The organism is Francisella sp. XLW-1, from assembly GCF_008711455.1.
Classification (GTDB): domain Bacteria; phylum Pseudomonadota; class Gammaproteobacteria; order Francisellales; family Francisellaceae; genus Francisella; species Francisella salimarina.
The window spans coordinates 146999-165407 of the sequence record NZ_VXKP01000001.1; the positions used below are offsets into that span (position 1 = coordinate 146999).

Genomic DNA, 18409 nt, shown 5'->3' on the forward strand with positions numbered 1-18409 from the left:
ATTAATAAAAATATGAAAAAACAAAATATATTTAATATCCTAATTATTAGTGCTATTGCTGTAGGATTTTTATTCTTCAACTTTTGTCAACCTATCTTTGCAGATGATTTTGGTAGATTATCTGCTTCAGCTTTAACCAAAGGCAATTTGATAAGTATAGTATATAACCAATATTTGAACTGGACAGGCAGGGTATCTGCAGAGTATTTGGCTTACTTGCTTTTCAATAAAGATCACCTTGTTATAAGCCTCTTTATTATAGATATATCAAACTCTATACTTTTTAGTATATTTATCATTCTCAGTTTTAAAATTGTAAGTAAGGATCAATATGAACTTAGCTCCAAACGCTTTGTGATTTTTTTCTTTTTCTTGAGTTTTATTTTTTTATACTCTGGGGTGATAGGTAATGCTTTATGGAAAACAGCGGCAATTCAGTACTTCTGGGGAATTGTATTGTTGGTAGGGTATTACTATTTTATTTTTATAAGGCAAAAAAACTCTATAACTTTTAGTATTCTTGTAGGAATTTTTATAGGTTTATATAATGAAATATATGTAGGAGTTTTAACTATCCTTTTATTAGCATATTTCCTTGACTGTAAGTTGGACAATAAGAGTATCAATAGAAATGTAGTTTACTTTTTTATCGCCCTTATAATAGGAGGTATTGTATTGGCAGTAGCTCCTGGTAATTATAAAAGACTAGATGTTTTAGCAGGTTCGAGAAATATTGATTTGTTACAGAATATAAAGTTTATGTGGCAACTATTGATTTATCATCCTTATGCGAAGCTTTTGCATTATATGTTGGCTTTTATAGGGCTGCTTTTAATGCTAGATAAGGATATTAGGTTTAAAACAAAGTTTATTTATTTTGCTGCATTGATTAGTTCTTTGTTCGTTTTGACTCCGATTGTTGGCCAGTATGGAGGATTAAACCAAAGAGTTTTAATGATTTATTATGTACTATTTTTTATGATTATTTTTGGATTATTATATAATTCTAAAAATGTTTTTATTATAAGGTTTATTGAAATTCTTTGTAGGTTATCCTGGCTGCTGTTGATTTTACTTTTATTTCAGTTATGGATGCTTTTCTCAGTTTACGATTCGTTACATGATTATGAATCGCAAAGACAGCAACTAATACACTATTATCATGAGCATGATGTCAAATCTGCATCTTTTCCGGTAGATTATAGGCTCTATTTAGATAAAAATTATAGATTTGTCTACTTTGATGATATTACTTTTAATAAAAATGATTGGAGAAATAAGGGCTTTGCTAATTACTATGGTTTTGATAGTGTTGTATTAAAGAGATAAGTTATAAACCAAAATAAAACTCAGTATCTGTTTCATTTACGATTACACGATAATCTATAGAGATATCAGAGTCATTACACAAGGATTTCAAGTCAGTCAATAAAATATTTCCTAATAATTTCCTTAGTTTAGGACTTCTACCTGGTAGAATGTTAATCTCAAGTTGAATAAAGCCATCAAAGTTACTCGAACTGTCGCCAACTACATAACTTTTGCATGGGTAGATAAGAGTTCTACATGTATCAATGTCTGTTTTAATCACTTCAACAAGTGTAGAGTGTAGGTTTCTACAAAAGCCATCTAATTTATTCGAGATTTTAATATTATCTGTATAGTGAATTTTAATTGTAGGCACAAAATAACCAATCTTCTGCTAATACAGAAAATAGTAACATAAATGAAAGGAATATGTTTATAGAAGAAACTTGATAAAAAGAGATAATTAAGCAGCTGTAGAAAGAGCTTTGATCTTAGCACTTAGACGAGACTTATGTCTAGCAGCTTTGTTCTTATGGATTAGACCTTTAGAAGCGTATTTATCTAAAATAGGAACTACTTTTGCGAAGTTCTCTTTAGCAGCTTCAACATCACCTTTCTCGATCGCATAAGCAGCTTTCTTTAAGAAAGTTCTCATCATAGAACGACGTGCAACGTTGTGTTGACGATTTCTTTCAGCTTGAATAATTCTCTTTTTTGCTTGTTTTGAGTTAGCCAATTTAATTCTCCAGTTTTAATTTTTTAACTTTTATAACCTTAGGCTTCTCTAGGGGGATACGTGAGAAACACAAATATATAAATTTAATAGCTAAAGTATTTTGCATACATTGTACATTTTTGTCAACAGAATTTGTAATATTATTAATGATTATTTCGTTATTTAAATATGGCAATCACTACATTTTAAAGTTATTTTATAGCATAATAGGTATCTAGATTTATTAAATAAAAAATTACTTCTTAGTAGCAACAGAGCTTAAATATTATGAAAAATATCAGAAACTTTTCGATAATTGCACATATTGATCATGGTAAGTCTACTCTTTCAGATAGATTTATACAGGTGTGTAATGGTTTGACTGAGCGTGAAATGAAAGAGCAAGTCCTAGACTCTATGGATATAGAAAGAGAGCGTGGAATCACTATCAAGGCACAATCTGTAACTTTAGATTATGTAGCTAGAGATGGTCAAACATATCAGCTTAACTTTATTGATACTCCTGGACATGTTGATTTCTCTTATGAGGTATCGCGTTCATTAGCTGCCTGTGAAGGTGCCTTGCTGGTGGTGGATGCAGCACAAGGTGTTGAAGCTCAGACAGTAGCTAACTGTTACACAGCTATTGATCAGGATTTAGAGGTTATACCAATTTTAAATAAAATTGATTTACCATCTGCAGAGCCTGATAGAGTCGCAGAAGAGATTGAAGAAATAATAGGTATCGATGCTACTGGAGCAACTACATGTAGTGCTAAAACAGGTATAGGTGTTGAAGATGTTTTAGAGACAATTGTTGCTAAAGTCCCAGCACCAGAGGGCGATGTTAATGCAAAACTACAAGCTTTAATAATAGATTCATGGTTTGATAATTATCTAGGTGTTGTTTCTCTTGTGAGGATTAAAAACGGAACTCTCAAGAAAGGTGAGAGATTTAAAGTTATGTCAACGGGAGTTTCTTATCAAGCTGATAGAGTTGGGGTATTTACTCCAAAGATGAAAGATCTAGATCACTTGAAAGCTGGTGAGGTTGGTTTTATTATCGCAGGTATTAAAGATATTCATGGAGCTCCTGTAGGTGATACTCTAACTCATACGCATAATCCAACTGATAAGCCTGTTCCAGGATTTAAAAAAGTCCAGCCACAAGTTTATGCAGGGATGTTTACTATAAGCTCTGATGATTATCCTGATTTTAGAGAAGCTTTGGATAAGCTAAGTTTAAATGACGCTTCACTGTTTTTCGAGCCAGAAGTTTCACAAGCATTAGGATTTGGCTTTAGATGTGGCTTCCTAGGAATGCTACATATGGAAATTATTCAAGAAAGGCTTGAAAGAGAATATAATCTTGATTTAATTACTTCAGCACCAACAGTTGTCTATAAGGCAATCAAGAAAGATGGTGAAACTATAGAAGTAGATAATCCATCAAAACTCCCTGAACCAGGTGCTATAGCAGAAATACATGAGCCAATTGTAAGAGCGAATATTCTTGTGCCAAAAGACTATGTTGGTAGCGTAATTACAATATGTGTTGAAAAAAGAGGAGTGCAAGTCGATCTTAACTATGTTGGTAACCAAGTGTCTATAACTTACGATTTACCAATGATTGAAGTGGTATCAGACTTCTTTGATACTCTCAAATCTGTTACGAAGGGTTATGGTTCATTAGACTACGAGCTAATTCGCTATGAAGCAGCAAATATGGTTAGACTAGATGTGCTTATAAATGGAGATAAAGTTGACGCATTAGCAAGTATAGTTCATAAAGATCAAGCAAAGTACAAAGGTAGAGAACTTGTTGAGCGCCTTAAAGAACTAATTCCAAGACAAATGTTTGAAGTAGCAATTCAAGCAGCTATAGGTGGGACTATTGTAGCTAGAAGTACCGTTAAAGCTCTGCGTAAGAATGTACTGGCAAAATGCTACGGTGGTGATGTTTCGCGTAAGAAAAAATTACTAGAAAAGCAAAAAGAGGGTAAAAAGAGAATGAAAAATATTGGTTCTGTTGAAATTCCTCAAGAAGCTTTCTTGTCAGTTTTGAAGAAATAGTCTCTATAGTTATTACTATTTGTAGTGACAGATCATTGATCTGTTAGCCTATATTAATCTATCATAAGACAGCACACTGTGCTGTCACTACAAAAGGGTATAAAATATTTAAATATGCAAAATAAAAAAATAATAGTAGGTATATCAGGAGGAGTTGATTCATCTGTTTCTGCTTTGTTGTTAAAACAGCAAGGCTATGATGTAACCGGTGTATTTATGAAAAACTGGGAAGAAGATGATACTGATGATTTTTGCTCAGCAGAACAAGATATTGCTGATGCTCAAGCAGTATGTGACTCTATTGGGATACCTTTCAAAAAGATTAATTTCGCAGCTGAATATTGGGATAATGTATTCGAGCACTTTCTAACAGAGTATAAGGCTGGTAGGACACCTAATCCAGATATTTTATGCAACAAGGAAATCAAGTTTAAAGCTTTTTTGAGCTATGTGCATTTGTTAGGAGGTGACTATATTGCTACAGGACACTATGCTCGTACTAAAGTGGCTGAAGATGGTTCAGTGCAGTTAGTCAAAGGTCTTGATGATAGTAAAGATCAAACATATTTCTTATACACACTTGGTCAGGAGCAGTTAAAGCAGACAATGTTTCCTATTGGTGATATTGAAAAATCTAAAGTACGTGAGGTTGCTAAAGAGAATAAACTAGTAACATTTGATAAGAAAGATAGTACAGGGATATGTTTCATAGGTGAGCGTAAGTTCAAAGACTTTTTATCGAAGTTTTTGCCAGCTCAAAGAGGCGAGATACATGATGAAAACGGTATCAAAATTGGTATGCATGATGGGCTTATGTATTACACAATTGGTCAAAGGCAAGGTTTAGGTATAGGTGGTGTAAAAAATCGCCCTGAAATACCATGGTTCGCAGCCCAAAAGGATTTAGAAAATAATGTTTTAGTTGCTGTTCAAGGTCATGATCATCCAATGCTATTCAAAGATACATTACAAGCTATAGACCTTAGTTGGGTAGCTGGATCTGCTCCAGCAGATAGTTTTAGATGTAGTGCAAAAGTTCGCTATAGGCAAAAAGATCAGTCTTGTAATGTGCAAATAAATGAAGATGGTTCAGTTAATGTGGTTTTTGATGAGTCACAAAGAGCAATAACTCCAGGACAATCTGTAGTCTTTTATGATGGTGAGATTTGTTTAGGAGGAGGGATAATTATTTAGATTTTTGTTAATATTTATATGTTAATTATTATCACTTGCTAATGTGGTTTTCTGATTATCTGTTGAGTCAGTCTGTTTTTCTTGGGATGGGCTAGTATTAGAGCTACCGTTTGTAGCTATTTCTATAGCACTACCGCTATTTGCAATAATATCATCATTATCTTGATCAGCTTTTGTAATTAACTCATGATCTAGGGTTGCCGCATCACTAGATATTTCTTGACGAGTATAACTAGACTTCTTAGTAGATGTATCAACCACATCATTCAAGTAGACACCGACTTCTTTTTTGACATCTTTTTGGCTTTTCAAAACGTCTCTTTGCATAAATTGCGCTTCATGCACTGTATCAATAGTCATATGAGTATATAAAAACTCTGGATCAATAATATATGGTCTGAGGGACGTGTTGTACTCTTTTTCTAGCTCAGGGAAATCAACAGTATAAGCTACTTTTATGCGCTTTGTACCATCCCTATCAGTTATTAACATTGCAACAAGATCTGAATCTATAGGATACTGTTTTCTAACTAGGTGATACTGTTGTTTTCTATCTAGTACTATTTGTCTGACAGGAGTTGCGTATACACTTTCAGTCTTTATAGGCTTGTTAACAGTTGTTATTCCGGCTTTTTGAAGTTCTGCCATAGCACGATTACCATAATTGTCTTTAGCTAACTTAAGATCAATCTCAATCATCTTAGCAAGTACTTTCTCTCTAAACTCTCTAGTTTGCTTTAAAGTAAATGCAAGACAAGTTCCAGTATCATCTTTTTGGAAACAACCATTTCTTTTGTCAATTAGTACAAAAAGTTTTCTGGTTTTATCGTAGTATAGTTGGTAATCAGGAGTATTATCACCATGACCAAGATAAACAAACTGGTCATTTGATAGCATTCCGCATGAAGTAACAGTTAAAATTAGTAGTAATAGTGATATTTTGCTTAATATCTTGCGCATATTTCAAATTCCATAATTTAACAACAATTTCAAGACATAATTTTTGCTTAGTGACGCTAAAAAGTAAAGCTTTGATTACAGGAAAATACTAAAAATTAAGTTTTGGCATTTTCTTGCATCAGTTTTTTATATTTTTTCTCTATCATTTTACGTTTAAGTGAACCAAGATGGTCAAAAAAGGTAACACCATTTAGATGATCTATTTCATGTTGGATACATCTTGCTAGGAAATCATCTTTTTCAATTTCAATCTCCTCCCCAAACTCATTAAGTGCTTTTATCCTAACTCTTGTTGCTCTATTAACCTTAGCAGAAACTCCAGGAAATGATAAACAACCTTCTTCATCAATTATCTTACCACTCTGGTCGATTATCTCAGGATTGATGATTGTAATTGTTTCGGGAGTCTCACTCTCTAAGTTATCATACATGATAAAGAATCTTTTTTTGATACCAACTTGTACTGCAGCTAAGCCAACACCATTTGCTTCTATCATTAAATCGCGCATCTCTGCTATTGTTGCTCGGAAATCATCATTGATTTCTTCTGGTGTAACTTCTTGTGCCACCTCTTTGAGTATTGGGTGAGGATACTTTAGGATCTCTAAAGACATATTTTATACTCCTTGTTCTAATATATCTTTTTTCATTTTTGTCATAGTTAGGGCTGTTTGAACACAGTATTTGCCTTTGTGTCCTTTTTTGCCACCAACTCTTTCTAATGCTTGTTCTTTATTGTGTGTAGTCAATATACCAAAGATTACTGGAAGGTTATACTCATGCATAACTCTTTGCGTACCATAGCTTACTTGATCACAAACATAATCATAGTGATCTGTCTCGCCCCTAATTACACAACCAAGAAGTACAATCGCATCAACTTGGTTAGTCTCTGCTAAAAGTTTAGCAGCATAAGGCAACTCTACTGCACCAGGAACTTTTTTGATATATATTTGACTATCTTTTAGACCTTGAGCATATGCTTCTTCTAGGGCTCCTTCAAGCATCTTATCCGTTATCAATGAGTTAAATTCACTTACGACAATAGCTAGTTTTCTCATGCTCTATATTCCTTTGATTGTATGTTTTGCTTTATTTTTCTTGGTTATTAAGTAGTTTCTGTTATGTGAATTTACAAATGCTTCACAATATACAGGCTCTGCATCTATATCAACATTTCTAAGGGCTGCTAATTTCTCAGGGTTATTTGAGATAAGCTTACACTTATTTACTTTATTATACTTTAGGACTTGTATAGCTAAGTCATATTTTCTTGCATCACTTGGCAAACCTAGAGCTAAATTGGCTTCTATAGTATCCATATTTTCATGCATTTGTAAGTTATATGCTTTGAGCTTGTTTGTTAGGCCAATGCCTCTACCTTCTTGATTAAGGTAAATAAAGAAGCCACCTTCTTGAGCAATCATCTCAATACCTTTTTGAAGTTGATCTTGGCAGTCACAGCGTAGTGATCCAAAGATATCACCAGTCAAACAAGAGGAATGCATTCTAACAAAAGGGGTTTCACCCTGATAGGCTTTTGACAAGACCACAACTTCTTCATTAGAAAAGTTATCCCTATAAACACTCATCTCAAGCTCACCTATATTCTTAAAAGGTATAGTTGTTCCGACTAAGCGACTAACAAAAATTTCAGTTGCTAAACGGTACTGATAAAGTTCAGCAATAGTTAAAAGAGGTAAGTTATACTTTTTGGCAAATGCTTCTAATTCAGGTGCTTTCATCATTGTGCCATCTTTGTTCATCAGTTCACATAGGACACCTGCACTATTGAAGCCACTTAGCTTCATAAGATCAACGGTTGCTTCAGTATGACCATTTCTACCAAGTACACCTTTATCGTTTGCTATGAGTGGGAAAATATGTCCTGGTCGAGCTAGCTCCTCGGCTTTTGCATCAGCTTTTGATGCTACTTGTATTGTGTGGGCTCTGTCTTTTGCAGATACTCCGGTAGTCACACCTTCTTTGGCTTCTATAGTTATAGTAAATGGGGTTGTAAATGTACTATTATTTTGATCAGCTGCTACCATTGGTGTTAGATTTAACTGCTTTGCTTTTTTTGAATCCATTGCTAAGCAAACGATACCACTTGTGTATTCAAGCATAAAAGCAATATTTGCTTCTGTGGCTTTCTCACCTGGTAGAATTAGGTCTCCTTCATTTTCTCTATCATAATCATCGAGCACAACCACAGGCGTACCTTGCTTGAGAGCTTGTATTGCGTTTTCAATATTTTCTTTTATTTGTCTAAACATTTTCTTTAAATCCTTGTATATATTTGTAGATATACTTACCTGTTGCATCAGCTTCAAGATTTACAATAGAGCCCTTAGTATAGTTCTTTGCAATAGTGACCTCAATAGTATGCGGTATCAAAGTTACTGTAAAAGAGTCTTCAAGAGTATCGATTACAGTTATACTCATGCCATCTATAGTCACAAATCCTTTTGTGACTAGATATTTAAGTAATTCTTTGGATGCTGAAATCTCAACTAGCCATGCTCCACTGGCATCTGTGATATTTATGATTTGTCCAGTTTCATCAATATGACCTTGTACCATGTGCCCACCGACATGATCGCCATAGCGCATAGCAAGCTCAGTATTCACTAACTGATTTTCTACTAGGCTATTTAGATTAGTTCTTTGTAGGGTTTCTGGAACTGCGTCAAAATTCGCAGTTAAATTTTGTTTATCGATTTCAGTTACTGTAAGACAAGTGCCATTGATAGCAACGCTGTCACCAATATTGCAATTTGTACTATTATTAAACTTTATACAAAAGGTTTTTATATTACTTTTATCTATTATACTTTCTATTGTTCCTAGTTCTTGGACAATGCCACTAAACATTGGTAGTTTCCTTAAAATATGAATTTATTAGTAAATCTTCGCCTAAAAAAGATACATCTTGAAATATGAGCTTCTCTTTAGGATTGCACCCTGCAATTACAACAGGCGATAAATATGTTACAAGTTCATTAATTAGTTTTTGATTTATAAAATTTTCTAGAGTTTTTTTACCACCTTCAACCAAAAGGCTTGTTATCCCTGTTTGTCCCATTTTGTTTAGAAGGCTGTCTAAGCAAACCTGATTCTGGAATGTTGGCAGTAGCCAGTATTCAATACCAAGATTATCTAGTTCACTGGCAACTTGAGCAGAAATCTTTGAACAAACAAAAATAGTTTTTACATGATTTTGGTCTAAAACTTTCCAACGCTTATCTATTTCTAAGAGGTTGTTGGATATAATAAATCTAGTAGGGTGTTTCTTTTTGTTTAGCTGTATTCTTACATCAAGACTTGGGTTGTCTTCAATTAGAGTTTGCTTTCCTATAAGTATCGCATCACAAATATTACGTAGCTGGTGAGTATCTACAAATGCTTCGTTAGAGCTGATTTTTTTTGAATCATTACCATTTACAGCTATTTTGCCATCAAGAGACATTGCCCATTTTGCATATACAAAAGGTCTTTGAGTTTTTTGATAGTGGAAAAATATTTTATTTTGATCTTGAACTTGTTTTTCTAAGACTCCAACTTTGACTTCTATTCCAGCATCTTTGAGTTTTTGTATGCCTTTGCCGGCAACTAATGGGTTAGGGTCAAGTGTCGCGACCACTACCTTTTGTATGCCTGCTTTAATTAAGGCATCTGTACATGGTGGAGTTTTTCCGTGATGGCAACATGGCTCTAAGGTTACGTATGCAGTAGCACCTTTTGCTTTGTCTCCAGCTTTTTTCAGTGCATGAATTTCTGCATGAGCCTCTCCTATAGCTTCGTGCCAACCTTCTGAAATAATGGCTCCATTTTTTACTATTATGCATCCAACCATAGGATTTGGAGATACTGATAGCTTACCTCTATTCGCTAGCGTTAGAGCTTGTTGCATATAATAGTTTTCAATATTTTTCATTTGCCCAGTTAAAATTGTTAGTTACACTTAGGGCAGGGATAGCAAAACGAAATAATACACAAACAGCCAACAAAGCAGTTGCTATTACTAAGTTCTACTTATGAATTTCTTCAATCTTCTTTCATCCAGACTATACTGTCGGCTTTGGAGTTACACCAAATCTGCTTGACCTTTTTAGTATCTAAAAAGCGCTCGCGGGCTTCTGTGGTTAGACAGTTACCGCCGGTAGGGAATTTCGCCCTGCCCTGAAGATTATTTTGAAATTATAACACTTCTAAGCTTTATATAGTAAGAAAGTTTTTAGATAAGTATTATTTAATCAATGTTTTTGTAAAGTTTTATTAATTTACGTACCGTTATATTATGCTAGAGAATAGTTTGGGGATTATGTATATATAGATATAGACCTTATAAGTGAGTATAATTAAGCCTTAGGAATTTAGCTGTTTGATTGGAGAGGTTATTTAATTTTGAGTTTATATTCATTGTTTGTTTTACTTTGTGTTATAGCAGCATATTCAAGTTATTTTAATTTAAGGTTTTTAGGCTTACCTAAAGCCATAGGTCTTACAGCTCTTAGTGCTTTTATATCATTATCATTATTGGTGCTAATAAAATTAGAGCCAAATTTCTTTTCACCTGTATATGATATGCTGGAGAGTGTTAATTTCGAGACTTTGGTCTTAAAGATACTTTTAGGTTACCTTCTTTTTGCATCAGCAATGCACTTAGATTTTTCTAAGATTAGGGGTTTCTCCCTTGATATAGGTATTTTGTCAAGTTTAGGAGTTGTAATTTCAACTTTTATTATCGGTACTTTAATCTGGTTGTTAGCTCCTGTTATTATAGGTGTAAATCTTAGTTATATTCATTGTTTAATGGTAGGAGCAATTTTATCGCCAACAGACCCGGTGACTGTGTTTGCTGTATTTAAAACTACAAAAAATGTTCCAGAGAAGGTTAAAGCTATCCTTTCGGGAGAAGCTATATTCAATGACGTATTTTCGATAGTTTTATTTTTGATTTTACTATCATCAATAATTCGTGGTAATCAGGATATTAGCTTGAGTAATTTTGTGATGATGCTATTACAAGAGGGTGTCGGAGGTGTTGGCTTGGGACTGGTGCTAGGTTATATTGGAGTTAAATTTATGTCTAACTCTGATGATCCACATACACTTATAATTATATCAATAGCAATAGTTAGTGTAGGATCTTGGATTGCAACTAGAGTTGAGGTATCTGAGCCTTTGGCAATGGTAGTTTGTGGCATAGTTATTGGCAACTCTAAACCTAGAGGTATAGTTTCTGAGGAGTCAAAAAAAGTATTATCAAGTTTCTGGGCAGTTATTGATGAGCTTCTAAATACATTTTTGTTTGTTTTGATAGGTATAGAAGCCTTAAAGATGACTTTCTCAAATGAGGTTATGATCGCGGGTTGTATCTTGTTCGTTATTGTACTTGTAGCTAGATATTTGAGTATTTTTGTTTCGATGTTGATGGTGTATAAGACAACTCAAGATAATTTTTGGCGAAATAATCTTGTGATGACGTGGGCTGGTTTAAGAGGAGGTGTGTCGATCGCATTGGTTTTAAGTATACCTCTTGAGCATAGATACAGTCATACCTCATCAATTATTTATGTGGCAGTATTGTTATCAATATTTATACAGGGAGTTTCTTTCAGGAAAGTTTTAGAGAAAGCTTATGCTAAGAAATAGATAATCGTAGTTGATTTAGCTGTACATTTCTTTAAGGTGTTTATTATAAAATTCTAAAGAATCTGAGTAATCATATTTGCCTGTAATGACTTCTATATATACACCGCTCTTATGCTCTCTGGCTTTTTTCAGTGCTTGCGCTAACTCTTCACCTGTTTTCACTTTGATTGTTAGCCAATCACTACAGCCAAAAGCTTTAGGTAAATCTTTATAGTTTAATTGAGCGAGATCATCATAGCTTGGATTAGGGTCTAACTCTAATGCTCTTTCGACCATAAAGCCATCATTGTTTATGCATAATATAATAGGGTTTATTTTATATCTTCCCATTACTCCTATTTCATTAAGTGTTAGTTGATGAGATCCCTCACCTGTAATTAATACTGTTTTAGAATCAGGATTAGCTAGTGCTACGCCAAGAGTAGCTGGCGTTGCCCAACCAATAGAGCCCCATAACGTTTGATTATGATATTTTACACCTTCAGGTAAAGGTAATTTTGGCATATTAAGAGAAGATGAGCCCGTTTCTACCACAAGAGTATCTGTGTTTTTTAAGAATTTTAAAACTTGAGTGTATAGCACGCTAAGCGTTAGGTTTTCTTGTGTTGTTGGGGTATCCTGTATTGTCATTCTGGAGTATTTAGGGCGATAGTTTATGCTATCAGCTTTTTCTAATAAAGCATCAAGGAGCTCTGATAAATAGATATCAGTTAGATAAGTCTTTTTATCTTCGACAAATAAAGGTCCTAAATTCAGAACCTTATCTAAGTCCAAATTATTAGTAAATCCAGCAGTGTTAAAGTCAGACCATAGTGCGTCGCCTAAATTAATTACAAGATCAGCGTCTTCAACTATCTCTGCTGTATTTGTGTCTGATAATAAACCAGCATAGAATCCTATATAGTTAGGATGTGTTTCAGATATCACGCTCTTATCATGAGGCATAATAGCAAAAGGAATGTTTAACTTTTCTATGAGTTTGATAGCTTTCTCGGTTACACCAAATCTGTCTAGTTTAATAGCAGGGATAGCAACAACTTTTTTAGCCTTATTTAGGCGCTCTAACACTAGGTTTACAGCTAGCTCAAGCTGCTGAGGGTTGGTCTTTAGATAACTGCAGTCTATATTATCTGGTGTTATGTCTGTGACAGGACGATTGCCACCATCTAATGAAACACTTATATAGGCTGGTTTACGGTATTTGAATGCTTCTGCTATGATTCTATTCATTTCTCTGCGAGCGTTTTCAGGGGTGATGACCGCTGAGACACAGGCTGCAGAAGCTGATAAGTCAAAGAAGTTTCCAAAAACGCCATCTCCCAATGTATGGTGAACTTGCTTTTTCTTTCCAACCGCTGCATCATTTGGACTACCAACTAAGTGAAAAACAACTAAGTTCTCTGCTTTTGAGCCCATGACACCATTTAGAGCGCTCAATTCACCAACAGCATAAGTAGTACATAAGATAGCGGCTCCATTAACTCTGGCAAAACCATCTGCAGCATAGCTAGCATTAAGCTCGTTAGCATTTACGATATTATTAAGTTTTGGATTATTGATAAGTGCGTGGTCTAGTGCAAACGCAAAATCACCAGGTACGGAGAATGAATGATCTATTCCCAAATCGACTAATCTAGATACTACATATTCAGCCACATTAGTAGCATCTTTAGCAGTATCGAAAACTTTTTTACCATTAATATTCTTACTCATAAACCCCTCTTTTAGTTAAAACAAATTTTGAAATTACTTTCAGCATATCTTTTGCTTATATGTATAGCAATAATTTGATAACTATATTTTTTAAAAAAGATAATTTAAACCAAAAAGTCATTTTAGAGAGATTTTTGTACAATGTGTTGTCAAAAACCGAGCCTAGTACTTTAAGACTCTCTTTTTGCAAAAGCGTATTTTTTGACTATTTTGTCACCAATTAGATGTTTTTGAATGATTTTTTCTAGAACCTCTGGAGTACAGGAGTGATACCAGACATTATCAGGTTGTACTACTGCTATTGGGCCATTTTGACAAACTCTCAGGCAGTATGTCTTTGATCTATAAATATGACCGTTTTGTGATAATTTTAGCTCTTGGAGCCTCTTCTTTAGGAATTCCCAAGATTTCAGTGAAATATCGCCGGCACAGCATTTTTGTCTTTCTTGATCACAACATAGGAATATATGTTTTTCAATATTGTCTAAGCCTAGTTTTTTTGCTTTGGTTTCAAGTGATACTGACATTTTAGTTACCCTTAAATTTAAACAGTATAATTTTATTACAAATAGATTTAAAATTGTTGAGAAAATATTAACAAATATGGAGATAAAATGGAAAATAACATTTCTAAAGAGACGCTAGAAAAGTTAGCTCAAGCTTATCTAAAAGATATCAAAAGTAAGAGACGTTGGAAGTTTTTTACTAGAGCTCTAATTATTTTGGTTGTTTTAGTTATGATTATACCTGGCTTATTTAGCTCATCAAAAGAGCTTACATCTCACATAGGGTTAGTCAAAGTTGATGGTGTAATAGCCGAAGATGCCGAGGCAAATGCAGAAAGGATTAATAAAAGTTTAGATGATGCCTATGCTAGTAAGGCGGTTAAAGGTGTTATCGTTGAAATAAATAGTCCTGGAGGCTCACCTGTACAATCTGACGAGATATATTCTCATATGAGATATCTGCAGAAAAAATACCCAAATATCCCTATGTATGCTGTATGTACAGATGTTTGTGCAAGTGGAGGATACTATATTGCTGCCGGTGCAAAAGATATCTATGCTAATAAAATGACAATTGTTGGCTCAATAGGTGTTATAGGTAGTGGTTTTGGCTTTACTGGGCTTATGGATAAACTAGGCATAGAACGTAGAACATACACATCAGGCTCTAATAAGGACTTTCTAGATCCTTTTTCTCCAAAAAGACCAGAGCAAACAGCACAATTTAATAAGCTCTTGGATGAAACGCATCAAGTATTTATAGAGGCTGTTGAGCAATCAAGAGGTGACAGATTGAAAGATAAAGCTATGAATACAACATTTTCAGGAGAGCCTTTTAGTGGTATTCAAGCAAAAAATATAGGGCTGATCGATGGTTTTGCGTCAGTCAATCAAATTAAACGTGATAAGTTTAACAATATAGATATTGTTGACTATACACAGCCATTAGACTTTTTGACAGCAGTGTCAAATAAGTTAGGAAATAGTGTTTATTATAAGGCGCTTTCAGAATCAAGCTTTAGTCTAAAATAAATACATTAAGTGTTGAAACATATAATAACCATGATTATAATCGATATTATACTAAGTTTTCAAAACTAAACATAACTAAGGAATGGAAATTATGAAAAAGACTATATTAGGTGCAATGATCGCTGGTGGTCTAATGGTATCTGCAACTACTGCTATGGCTGGTGGAGTAGGTTTTGCTAATGTTCAAGATATCTTTGAGACTTCACCTTTAGGTAAAGCAAAAGTTACTGCTGATGAGAAGAAATTGAAACCACAAATGGATCAACTTAAGCAAAACATCACATCTTTACAACAAAAAGTAAATGCTTATACTGAAGAAAAAGATGATGTTCAAGCAGATGATTCTAAAGGTGATACTAAAGATGCTCAAGCAGCTGATAAGGTAGAAGGTCAAGATAAACAACAAGCTCAGGCTGATCTTGAGAAAGCAATGAGAGAGTACCAAGATCTAATGAATCAAGTTCAAAAAATGGCTTCTGATGATGCTGATGCATTCAAAGATGCTTTGACTAAAGCTTCTGCGCAAGTTGCTAAAGATAAGCAATTAGATGCTATCTTACCTGCTGAGATGAGCCTATATAATGTTGATAGTATTGATGTGACTAAAGATGTTATTGCTAAAATGCAATAATTTAGTCTCTGTAATATAATTCTAATATATTTTTTCTAGTATCTCTTTTAAACTTATAACAATTAAAAGTCGCTTTTTTTTAACTATAAAGCTATGTATAATCTTAGCTTAGATGTCAATAATATTTAAATAAAAAAGAAAATTCAAATTATGGAAAATTTAGGCTATTTTGTATCGCAAAACTTATTGTTTTGTTTGTCTTTTATACTTCTGTTAGCAATTTATATAATTTTTGAGCTGACTCAAACTAAAAAAGCTCAATATACTTTGTCTGTTGCGGATGCTGTTATTACTGTAAATAGAGGTAAAGGCGTATATCTAGATACAAGAGATCAAGAGAGTTTTGCGAGTGCTCATATAATTGGGGCTCATAATATCAAGTTAGAAGAAATTGCTCAAAAGCATAAAAAGTTAGCTAAGTACAAGTCTAAGCCTATAGTTATATATGGAGATGGTGCCGAAAAAGCAATGCATGAGTTACGCAAGGAAGGCTTTGAACAAGTTTTTGTACTTAAAGGTGGTCTATCAGCATGGCTACAGGCAAGTTACCCTGTTAAATCATTATCAAAATAAAAATATTAAGGATCATAGAATGGATCAGCAAGCACAACCACAGTTTCAAATTCAAAAAGTTTATGTAAAGGATATGTCTTTCTCTATTCCTAATTCTGATAAAATCTGGACTACAGCATGGAAGCCAGAGTTGCATACAGATCTGAAAATCGAAGCGACACAGCTACCAGAAGAAAATACTTATGAAAGTGTTTTAACTCTTGAAGTGAAGGTTGAAAATGAAGGTATGGTTGCTTTTGAGGCAGAGGTTAAGCAAGCAGGTATTTTTACAGTATCAAATATGCAAGAGGCTCAAATTGAGCATGCAAAAAAAGCATTTTGCCCAAATATTTTGTACCATTATGCACGTGAAGCTATTTCTGATTTAGTCAGTAGTGGCGGTTTCCCTCAGCTTTGTTTATCAGCTGTGAATTTTGATGCTATGTATCAGGATTCATTAGAAAAGCCTGTCGATGATAAGCAACACTAAGATTACAATAGGAGTTTGAGTTAGTTATGAGTAAAGAAAAAGCTCTAGAGTCAGCGCTCTCACAGATTGAGAAGCAGTTTGGTAAAGGCTCTATTATGAGATTGGGTGATCAAGAGACAGCTCATGATATAGATGTTATCCCTTCAGGTATTATTGCTCTTGATGTTGCATTGGGCATAGGAGGATATCCTAAAGGGCGTATTATTGAAATATATGGGCATGAATCATCTGGTAAGACTACGCTTACTCTCTTAGCAATTGCACAGTGCCAAAAACAAGGTGGTACAGCAGCCTTTGTTGATGCAGAACATGCTCTAGATCCTAAGTATGCTAAGCTTTTGGGTGTAAATGTAGATGATCTGATAGTTTCTCAGCCAGATACCGGTGAGCAGGCATTAGAGATTGCAGATATGTTAGTTCGTTCTGGGGGAGTTGATATTGTAGTAATAGACTCTGTTGCAGCACTCACTCCTAAGGCAGAGATTGAAGGTGATATGGGAGACTCTCACATGGGCCTTCAGGCAAGACTAATGTCTCAAGCGCTTAGAAAGTTAACAGCAAATATCAAACGCTCAAATACTTTGGTAATGTTCATTAACCAAATACGCATGAAAATCGGGGTAATGTTTGGCAATCCTGAAACTACCACTGGTGGTAATGCCCTTAAATTTTATGCTTCTGTTAGGTTAGAAGTTAGAAAGGGTGGAGCTATTAAAGATGGTGTAGATGTTAATGGTAATGAAATAAAAGTTAAGATTGTTAAAAATAAGGTTGCTCCTCCATTTAAGCAAGCTGAGTTTGAGCTCATTTATGGAGAAGGTATCTCGCTTGAAGCAGAGCTTATTGACCTTGGTGCTAAACATGGAATTGTAGAGAAGTCTGGCGCTTGGTATAGCTATAAAGGTAAAAAGATTGGTCAAGGTAAAGAAAAATCAAAAGATTACCTTAAAGAAAATACAGTAGAACGTGATGAGATAGAAAAAGCTCTTTTGGAACTTTTATTGCCACATAAATATGCTGTAGAAGAACAACCTCAAGAAGAGTCTAAACCTGCAAAGCAATCTAAGTCGAAACAAGCTACACAAGATGAGCTTATCTAAAGAGAAAAATTATCTTTTATATCTACTTGCTAAGCAAGATTATTCCCGCAAACAACTTTCTGATAAGCTTACGACTCGTGATAATATTTCATGCGATCAAATAGTAGCTCTATTAGATGAGTTTGAAAAGAATAAGTGGCTATCAGATGAGAGATTTGCGCGAGTGTTTATAATGAGTGAAATTGCTAAGTATCGAGGCAAACGAAGAATTATAAATACAGCTGTTTACCAAAAAGGTTTGTCACAAGAATTAGTAGAGGTTTTTTTACAAGAGGCTGAGGTCGACTGGATTGATATTTGTCATCAGTGTTTGCATAAGAAATATAAAGATCTAAGTAAGCTACAAAAAGATTTGAAATTAAAGCAAAAAGCGATTAATTATCTCTTATATAATGGCTTTGATTTTGATGAGATAAATTTTGTAATTAGTGGGAAAATTTAAGTAGATAAGTTTTATTCTTAAGCTTTTTTACTGTA

At 34.1% G+C, this 18409-nt stretch carries 20 protein-coding genes and 1 riboswitch; of the genes, 10 read left to right on the forward strand and 10 right to left on the reverse strand.

Going from position 1 to position 18409, the window contains the following annotated elements; all coding sequences use genetic code 11:
* Window positions 1-12: 12 nt before the first annotated feature.
* The gene (locus tag F3D59_RS00730) at window positions 13-1329 is read left to right on the forward strand and encodes a DUF6056 family protein (RefSeq protein ID WP_150463421.1); all 1317 of its coding nucleotides are present in this window, start codon (window positions 13-15) and stop codon (window positions 1327-1329) included.
* Between the two features lies 1 nt (window position 1330).
* On the opposite strand, the gene F3D59_RS00735 is transcribed toward F3D59_RS00730, so the two are convergent.
* Both F3D59_RS00735 and rpsT read right to left on the reverse strand, forming a co-directional pair.
* The gene (locus F3D59_RS00735; RefSeq protein ID WP_150463422.1) at window positions 1331-1684 is read right to left on the reverse strand and encodes a 5-carboxymethyl-2-hydroxymuconate Delta-isomerase; all 354 of its coding nucleotides are present in this window, start codon (window positions 1682-1684) and stop codon (window positions 1331-1333) included.
* An 87-nt stretch (window positions 1685-1771) separates the two neighbouring features.
* Window positions 1772-2044, reverse strand: a complete 273-nt coding sequence (gene rpsT, locus F3D59_RS00740) for a 30S ribosomal protein S20 (RefSeq protein WP_004286750.1) — start codon at window positions 2042-2044, stop codon at window positions 1772-1774.
* 267 nt (window positions 2045-2311) lie between these two features.
* On the opposite strand from rpsT, the gene lepA reads away from it, so the two are divergent.
* Window positions 2312-4096 carry a translation elongation factor 4 gene (gene lepA, locus F3D59_RS00745; RefSeq protein WP_150463423.1) on the forward strand — a complete coding sequence of 595 codons (1785 nt, stop codon included), beginning with the start codon at window positions 2312-2314 and terminating at the stop codon, window positions 4094-4096.
* 114 nt (window positions 4097-4210) lie between these two features.
* On the forward strand, window positions 4211-5290 hold the full coding sequence (mnmA, locus tag F3D59_RS00750) for a tRNA 2-thiouridine(34) synthase MnmA (protein ID WP_150463424.1): 1080 nt from the start codon (window positions 4211-4213) through the stop codon (window positions 5288-5290).
* A 21-nt stretch (window positions 5291-5311) separates the two neighbouring features.
* On the opposite strand, the gene F3D59_RS00755 is transcribed toward mnmA, so the two are convergent.
* The 6 genes from F3D59_RS00755 to ribD all read right to left on the reverse strand — a co-directional run bounded on the left by F3D59_RS00755 (window position 5312) and on the right by ribD (window position 10187).
* Window positions 5312-6250, reverse strand: a complete 939-nt coding sequence (locus F3D59_RS00755) for a hypothetical protein (protein WP_150463425.1) — start codon at window positions 6248-6250, stop codon at window positions 5312-5314.
* 95 nt (window positions 6251-6345) lie between these two features.
* A complete protein-coding gene (gene def / locus F3D59_RS00760) occupies window positions 6346-6864 on the reverse strand; it encodes a peptide deformylase (protein ID WP_146421629.1) in 519 nt (172 codons plus the stop codon).
* Window positions 6865-6867: 3 nt separating this feature from the next.
* Window positions 6868-7311 carry a 6,7-dimethyl-8-ribityllumazine synthase gene (gene ribH / locus F3D59_RS00765; protein WP_150463426.1) on the reverse strand — a complete coding sequence of 148 codons (444 nt, stop codon included), beginning with the start codon at window positions 7309-7311 and terminating at the stop codon, window positions 6868-6870.
* A 3-nt stretch (window positions 7312-7314) separates the two neighbouring features.
* A complete protein-coding gene (gene ribB, locus F3D59_RS00770) occupies window positions 7315-8526 on the reverse strand; it encodes a 3,4-dihydroxy-2-butanone-4-phosphate synthase (protein ID WP_150463427.1) in 1212 nt (403 codons plus the stop codon).
* Window positions 8519-9124: a riboflavin synthase gene (locus F3D59_RS00775; RefSeq protein WP_149369055.1), complete on the reverse strand. Its 606-nt coding sequence runs from the start codon at window positions 9122-9124 to the stop codon at window positions 8519-8521. The genes ribB and F3D59_RS00775 overlap by 8 nt, the downstream gene beginning before the upstream one ends.
* A complete protein-coding gene (ribD, locus tag F3D59_RS00780) occupies window positions 9117-10187 on the reverse strand; it encodes a bifunctional diaminohydroxyphosphoribosylaminopyrimidine deaminase/5-amino-6-(5-phosphoribosylamino)uracil reductase RibD (RefSeq protein WP_150463428.1) in 1071 nt (356 codons plus the stop codon). Before ribD ends, F3D59_RS00775 begins: the two co-directional genes overlap by 8 nt.
* A gap of 109 nt (window positions 10188-10296) precedes the next feature.
* Window positions 10297-10444: riboswitch (FMN riboswitch) on the reverse strand.
* 213 nt (window positions 10445-10657) lie between these two features.
* On the opposite strand from ribD, the gene F3D59_RS00785 reads away from it, so the two are divergent.
* Window positions 10658-11908: a cation:proton antiporter gene (locus F3D59_RS00785; RefSeq protein WP_150463429.1), complete on the forward strand. Its 1251-nt coding sequence runs from the start codon at window positions 10658-10660 to the stop codon at window positions 11906-11908.
* A 15-nt stretch (window positions 11909-11923) separates the two neighbouring features.
* On the opposite strand, the gene F3D59_RS00790 is transcribed toward F3D59_RS00785, so the two are convergent.
* A complete protein-coding gene (locus tag F3D59_RS00790) occupies window positions 11924-13621 on the reverse strand; it encodes an alpha-keto acid decarboxylase family protein (protein ID WP_150463430.1) in 1698 nt (565 codons plus the stop codon).
* 170 nt (window positions 13622-13791) lie between these two features.
* The gene (locus F3D59_RS00795) at window positions 13792-14148 is read right to left on the reverse strand and encodes a (2Fe-2S) ferredoxin domain-containing protein (protein WP_150463431.1); all 357 of its coding nucleotides are present in this window, start codon (window positions 14146-14148) and stop codon (window positions 13792-13794) included.
* An 87-nt stretch (window positions 14149-14235) separates the two neighbouring features.
* Here F3D59_RS00795 and F3D59_RS00800 point away from each other — a divergent pair, with 87 nt between their 5' ends.
* The 6 genes from F3D59_RS00800 (at window position 14236) to F3D59_RS00825 (ending at window position 18374) form a co-directional block, all read left to right on the forward strand.
* Window positions 14236-15159 (forward strand): S49 family peptidase, encoded by a 924-nt coding sequence (locus F3D59_RS00800; protein WP_150463432.1) that lies wholly within the window; start codon window positions 14236-14238, stop codon window positions 15157-15159.
* 91 nt (window positions 15160-15250) lie between these two features.
* A complete protein-coding gene (locus tag F3D59_RS00805) occupies window positions 15251-15790 on the forward strand; it encodes an OmpH family outer membrane protein (protein ID WP_013921898.1) in 540 nt (179 codons plus the stop codon).
* A 150-nt stretch (window positions 15791-15940) separates the two neighbouring features.
* Window positions 15941-16363: a rhodanese-like domain-containing protein gene (locus tag F3D59_RS00810; protein WP_149369061.1), complete on the forward strand. Its 423-nt coding sequence runs from the start codon at window positions 15941-15943 to the stop codon at window positions 16361-16363.
* Window positions 16364-16382: 19 nt separating this feature from the next.
* Window positions 16383-16832: a protein-export chaperone SecB gene (secB, locus tag F3D59_RS00815; RefSeq protein ID WP_150463433.1), complete on the forward strand. Its 450-nt coding sequence runs from the start codon at window positions 16383-16385 to the stop codon at window positions 16830-16832.
* 26 nt (window positions 16833-16858) lie between these two features.
* Window positions 16859-17932 (forward strand): recombinase RecA, encoded by a 1074-nt coding sequence (recA, locus tag F3D59_RS00820; RefSeq protein ID WP_013921901.1) that lies wholly within the window; start codon window positions 16859-16861, stop codon window positions 17930-17932.
* Window positions 17919-18374 carry a regulatory protein RecX gene (locus F3D59_RS00825; protein WP_013921902.1) on the forward strand — a complete coding sequence of 152 codons (456 nt, stop codon included), beginning with the start codon at window positions 17919-17921 and terminating at the stop codon, window positions 18372-18374. The genes recA and F3D59_RS00825 overlap by 14 nt, the downstream gene beginning before the upstream one ends.
* Window positions 18375-18409 lie beyond the last annotated feature (35 nt).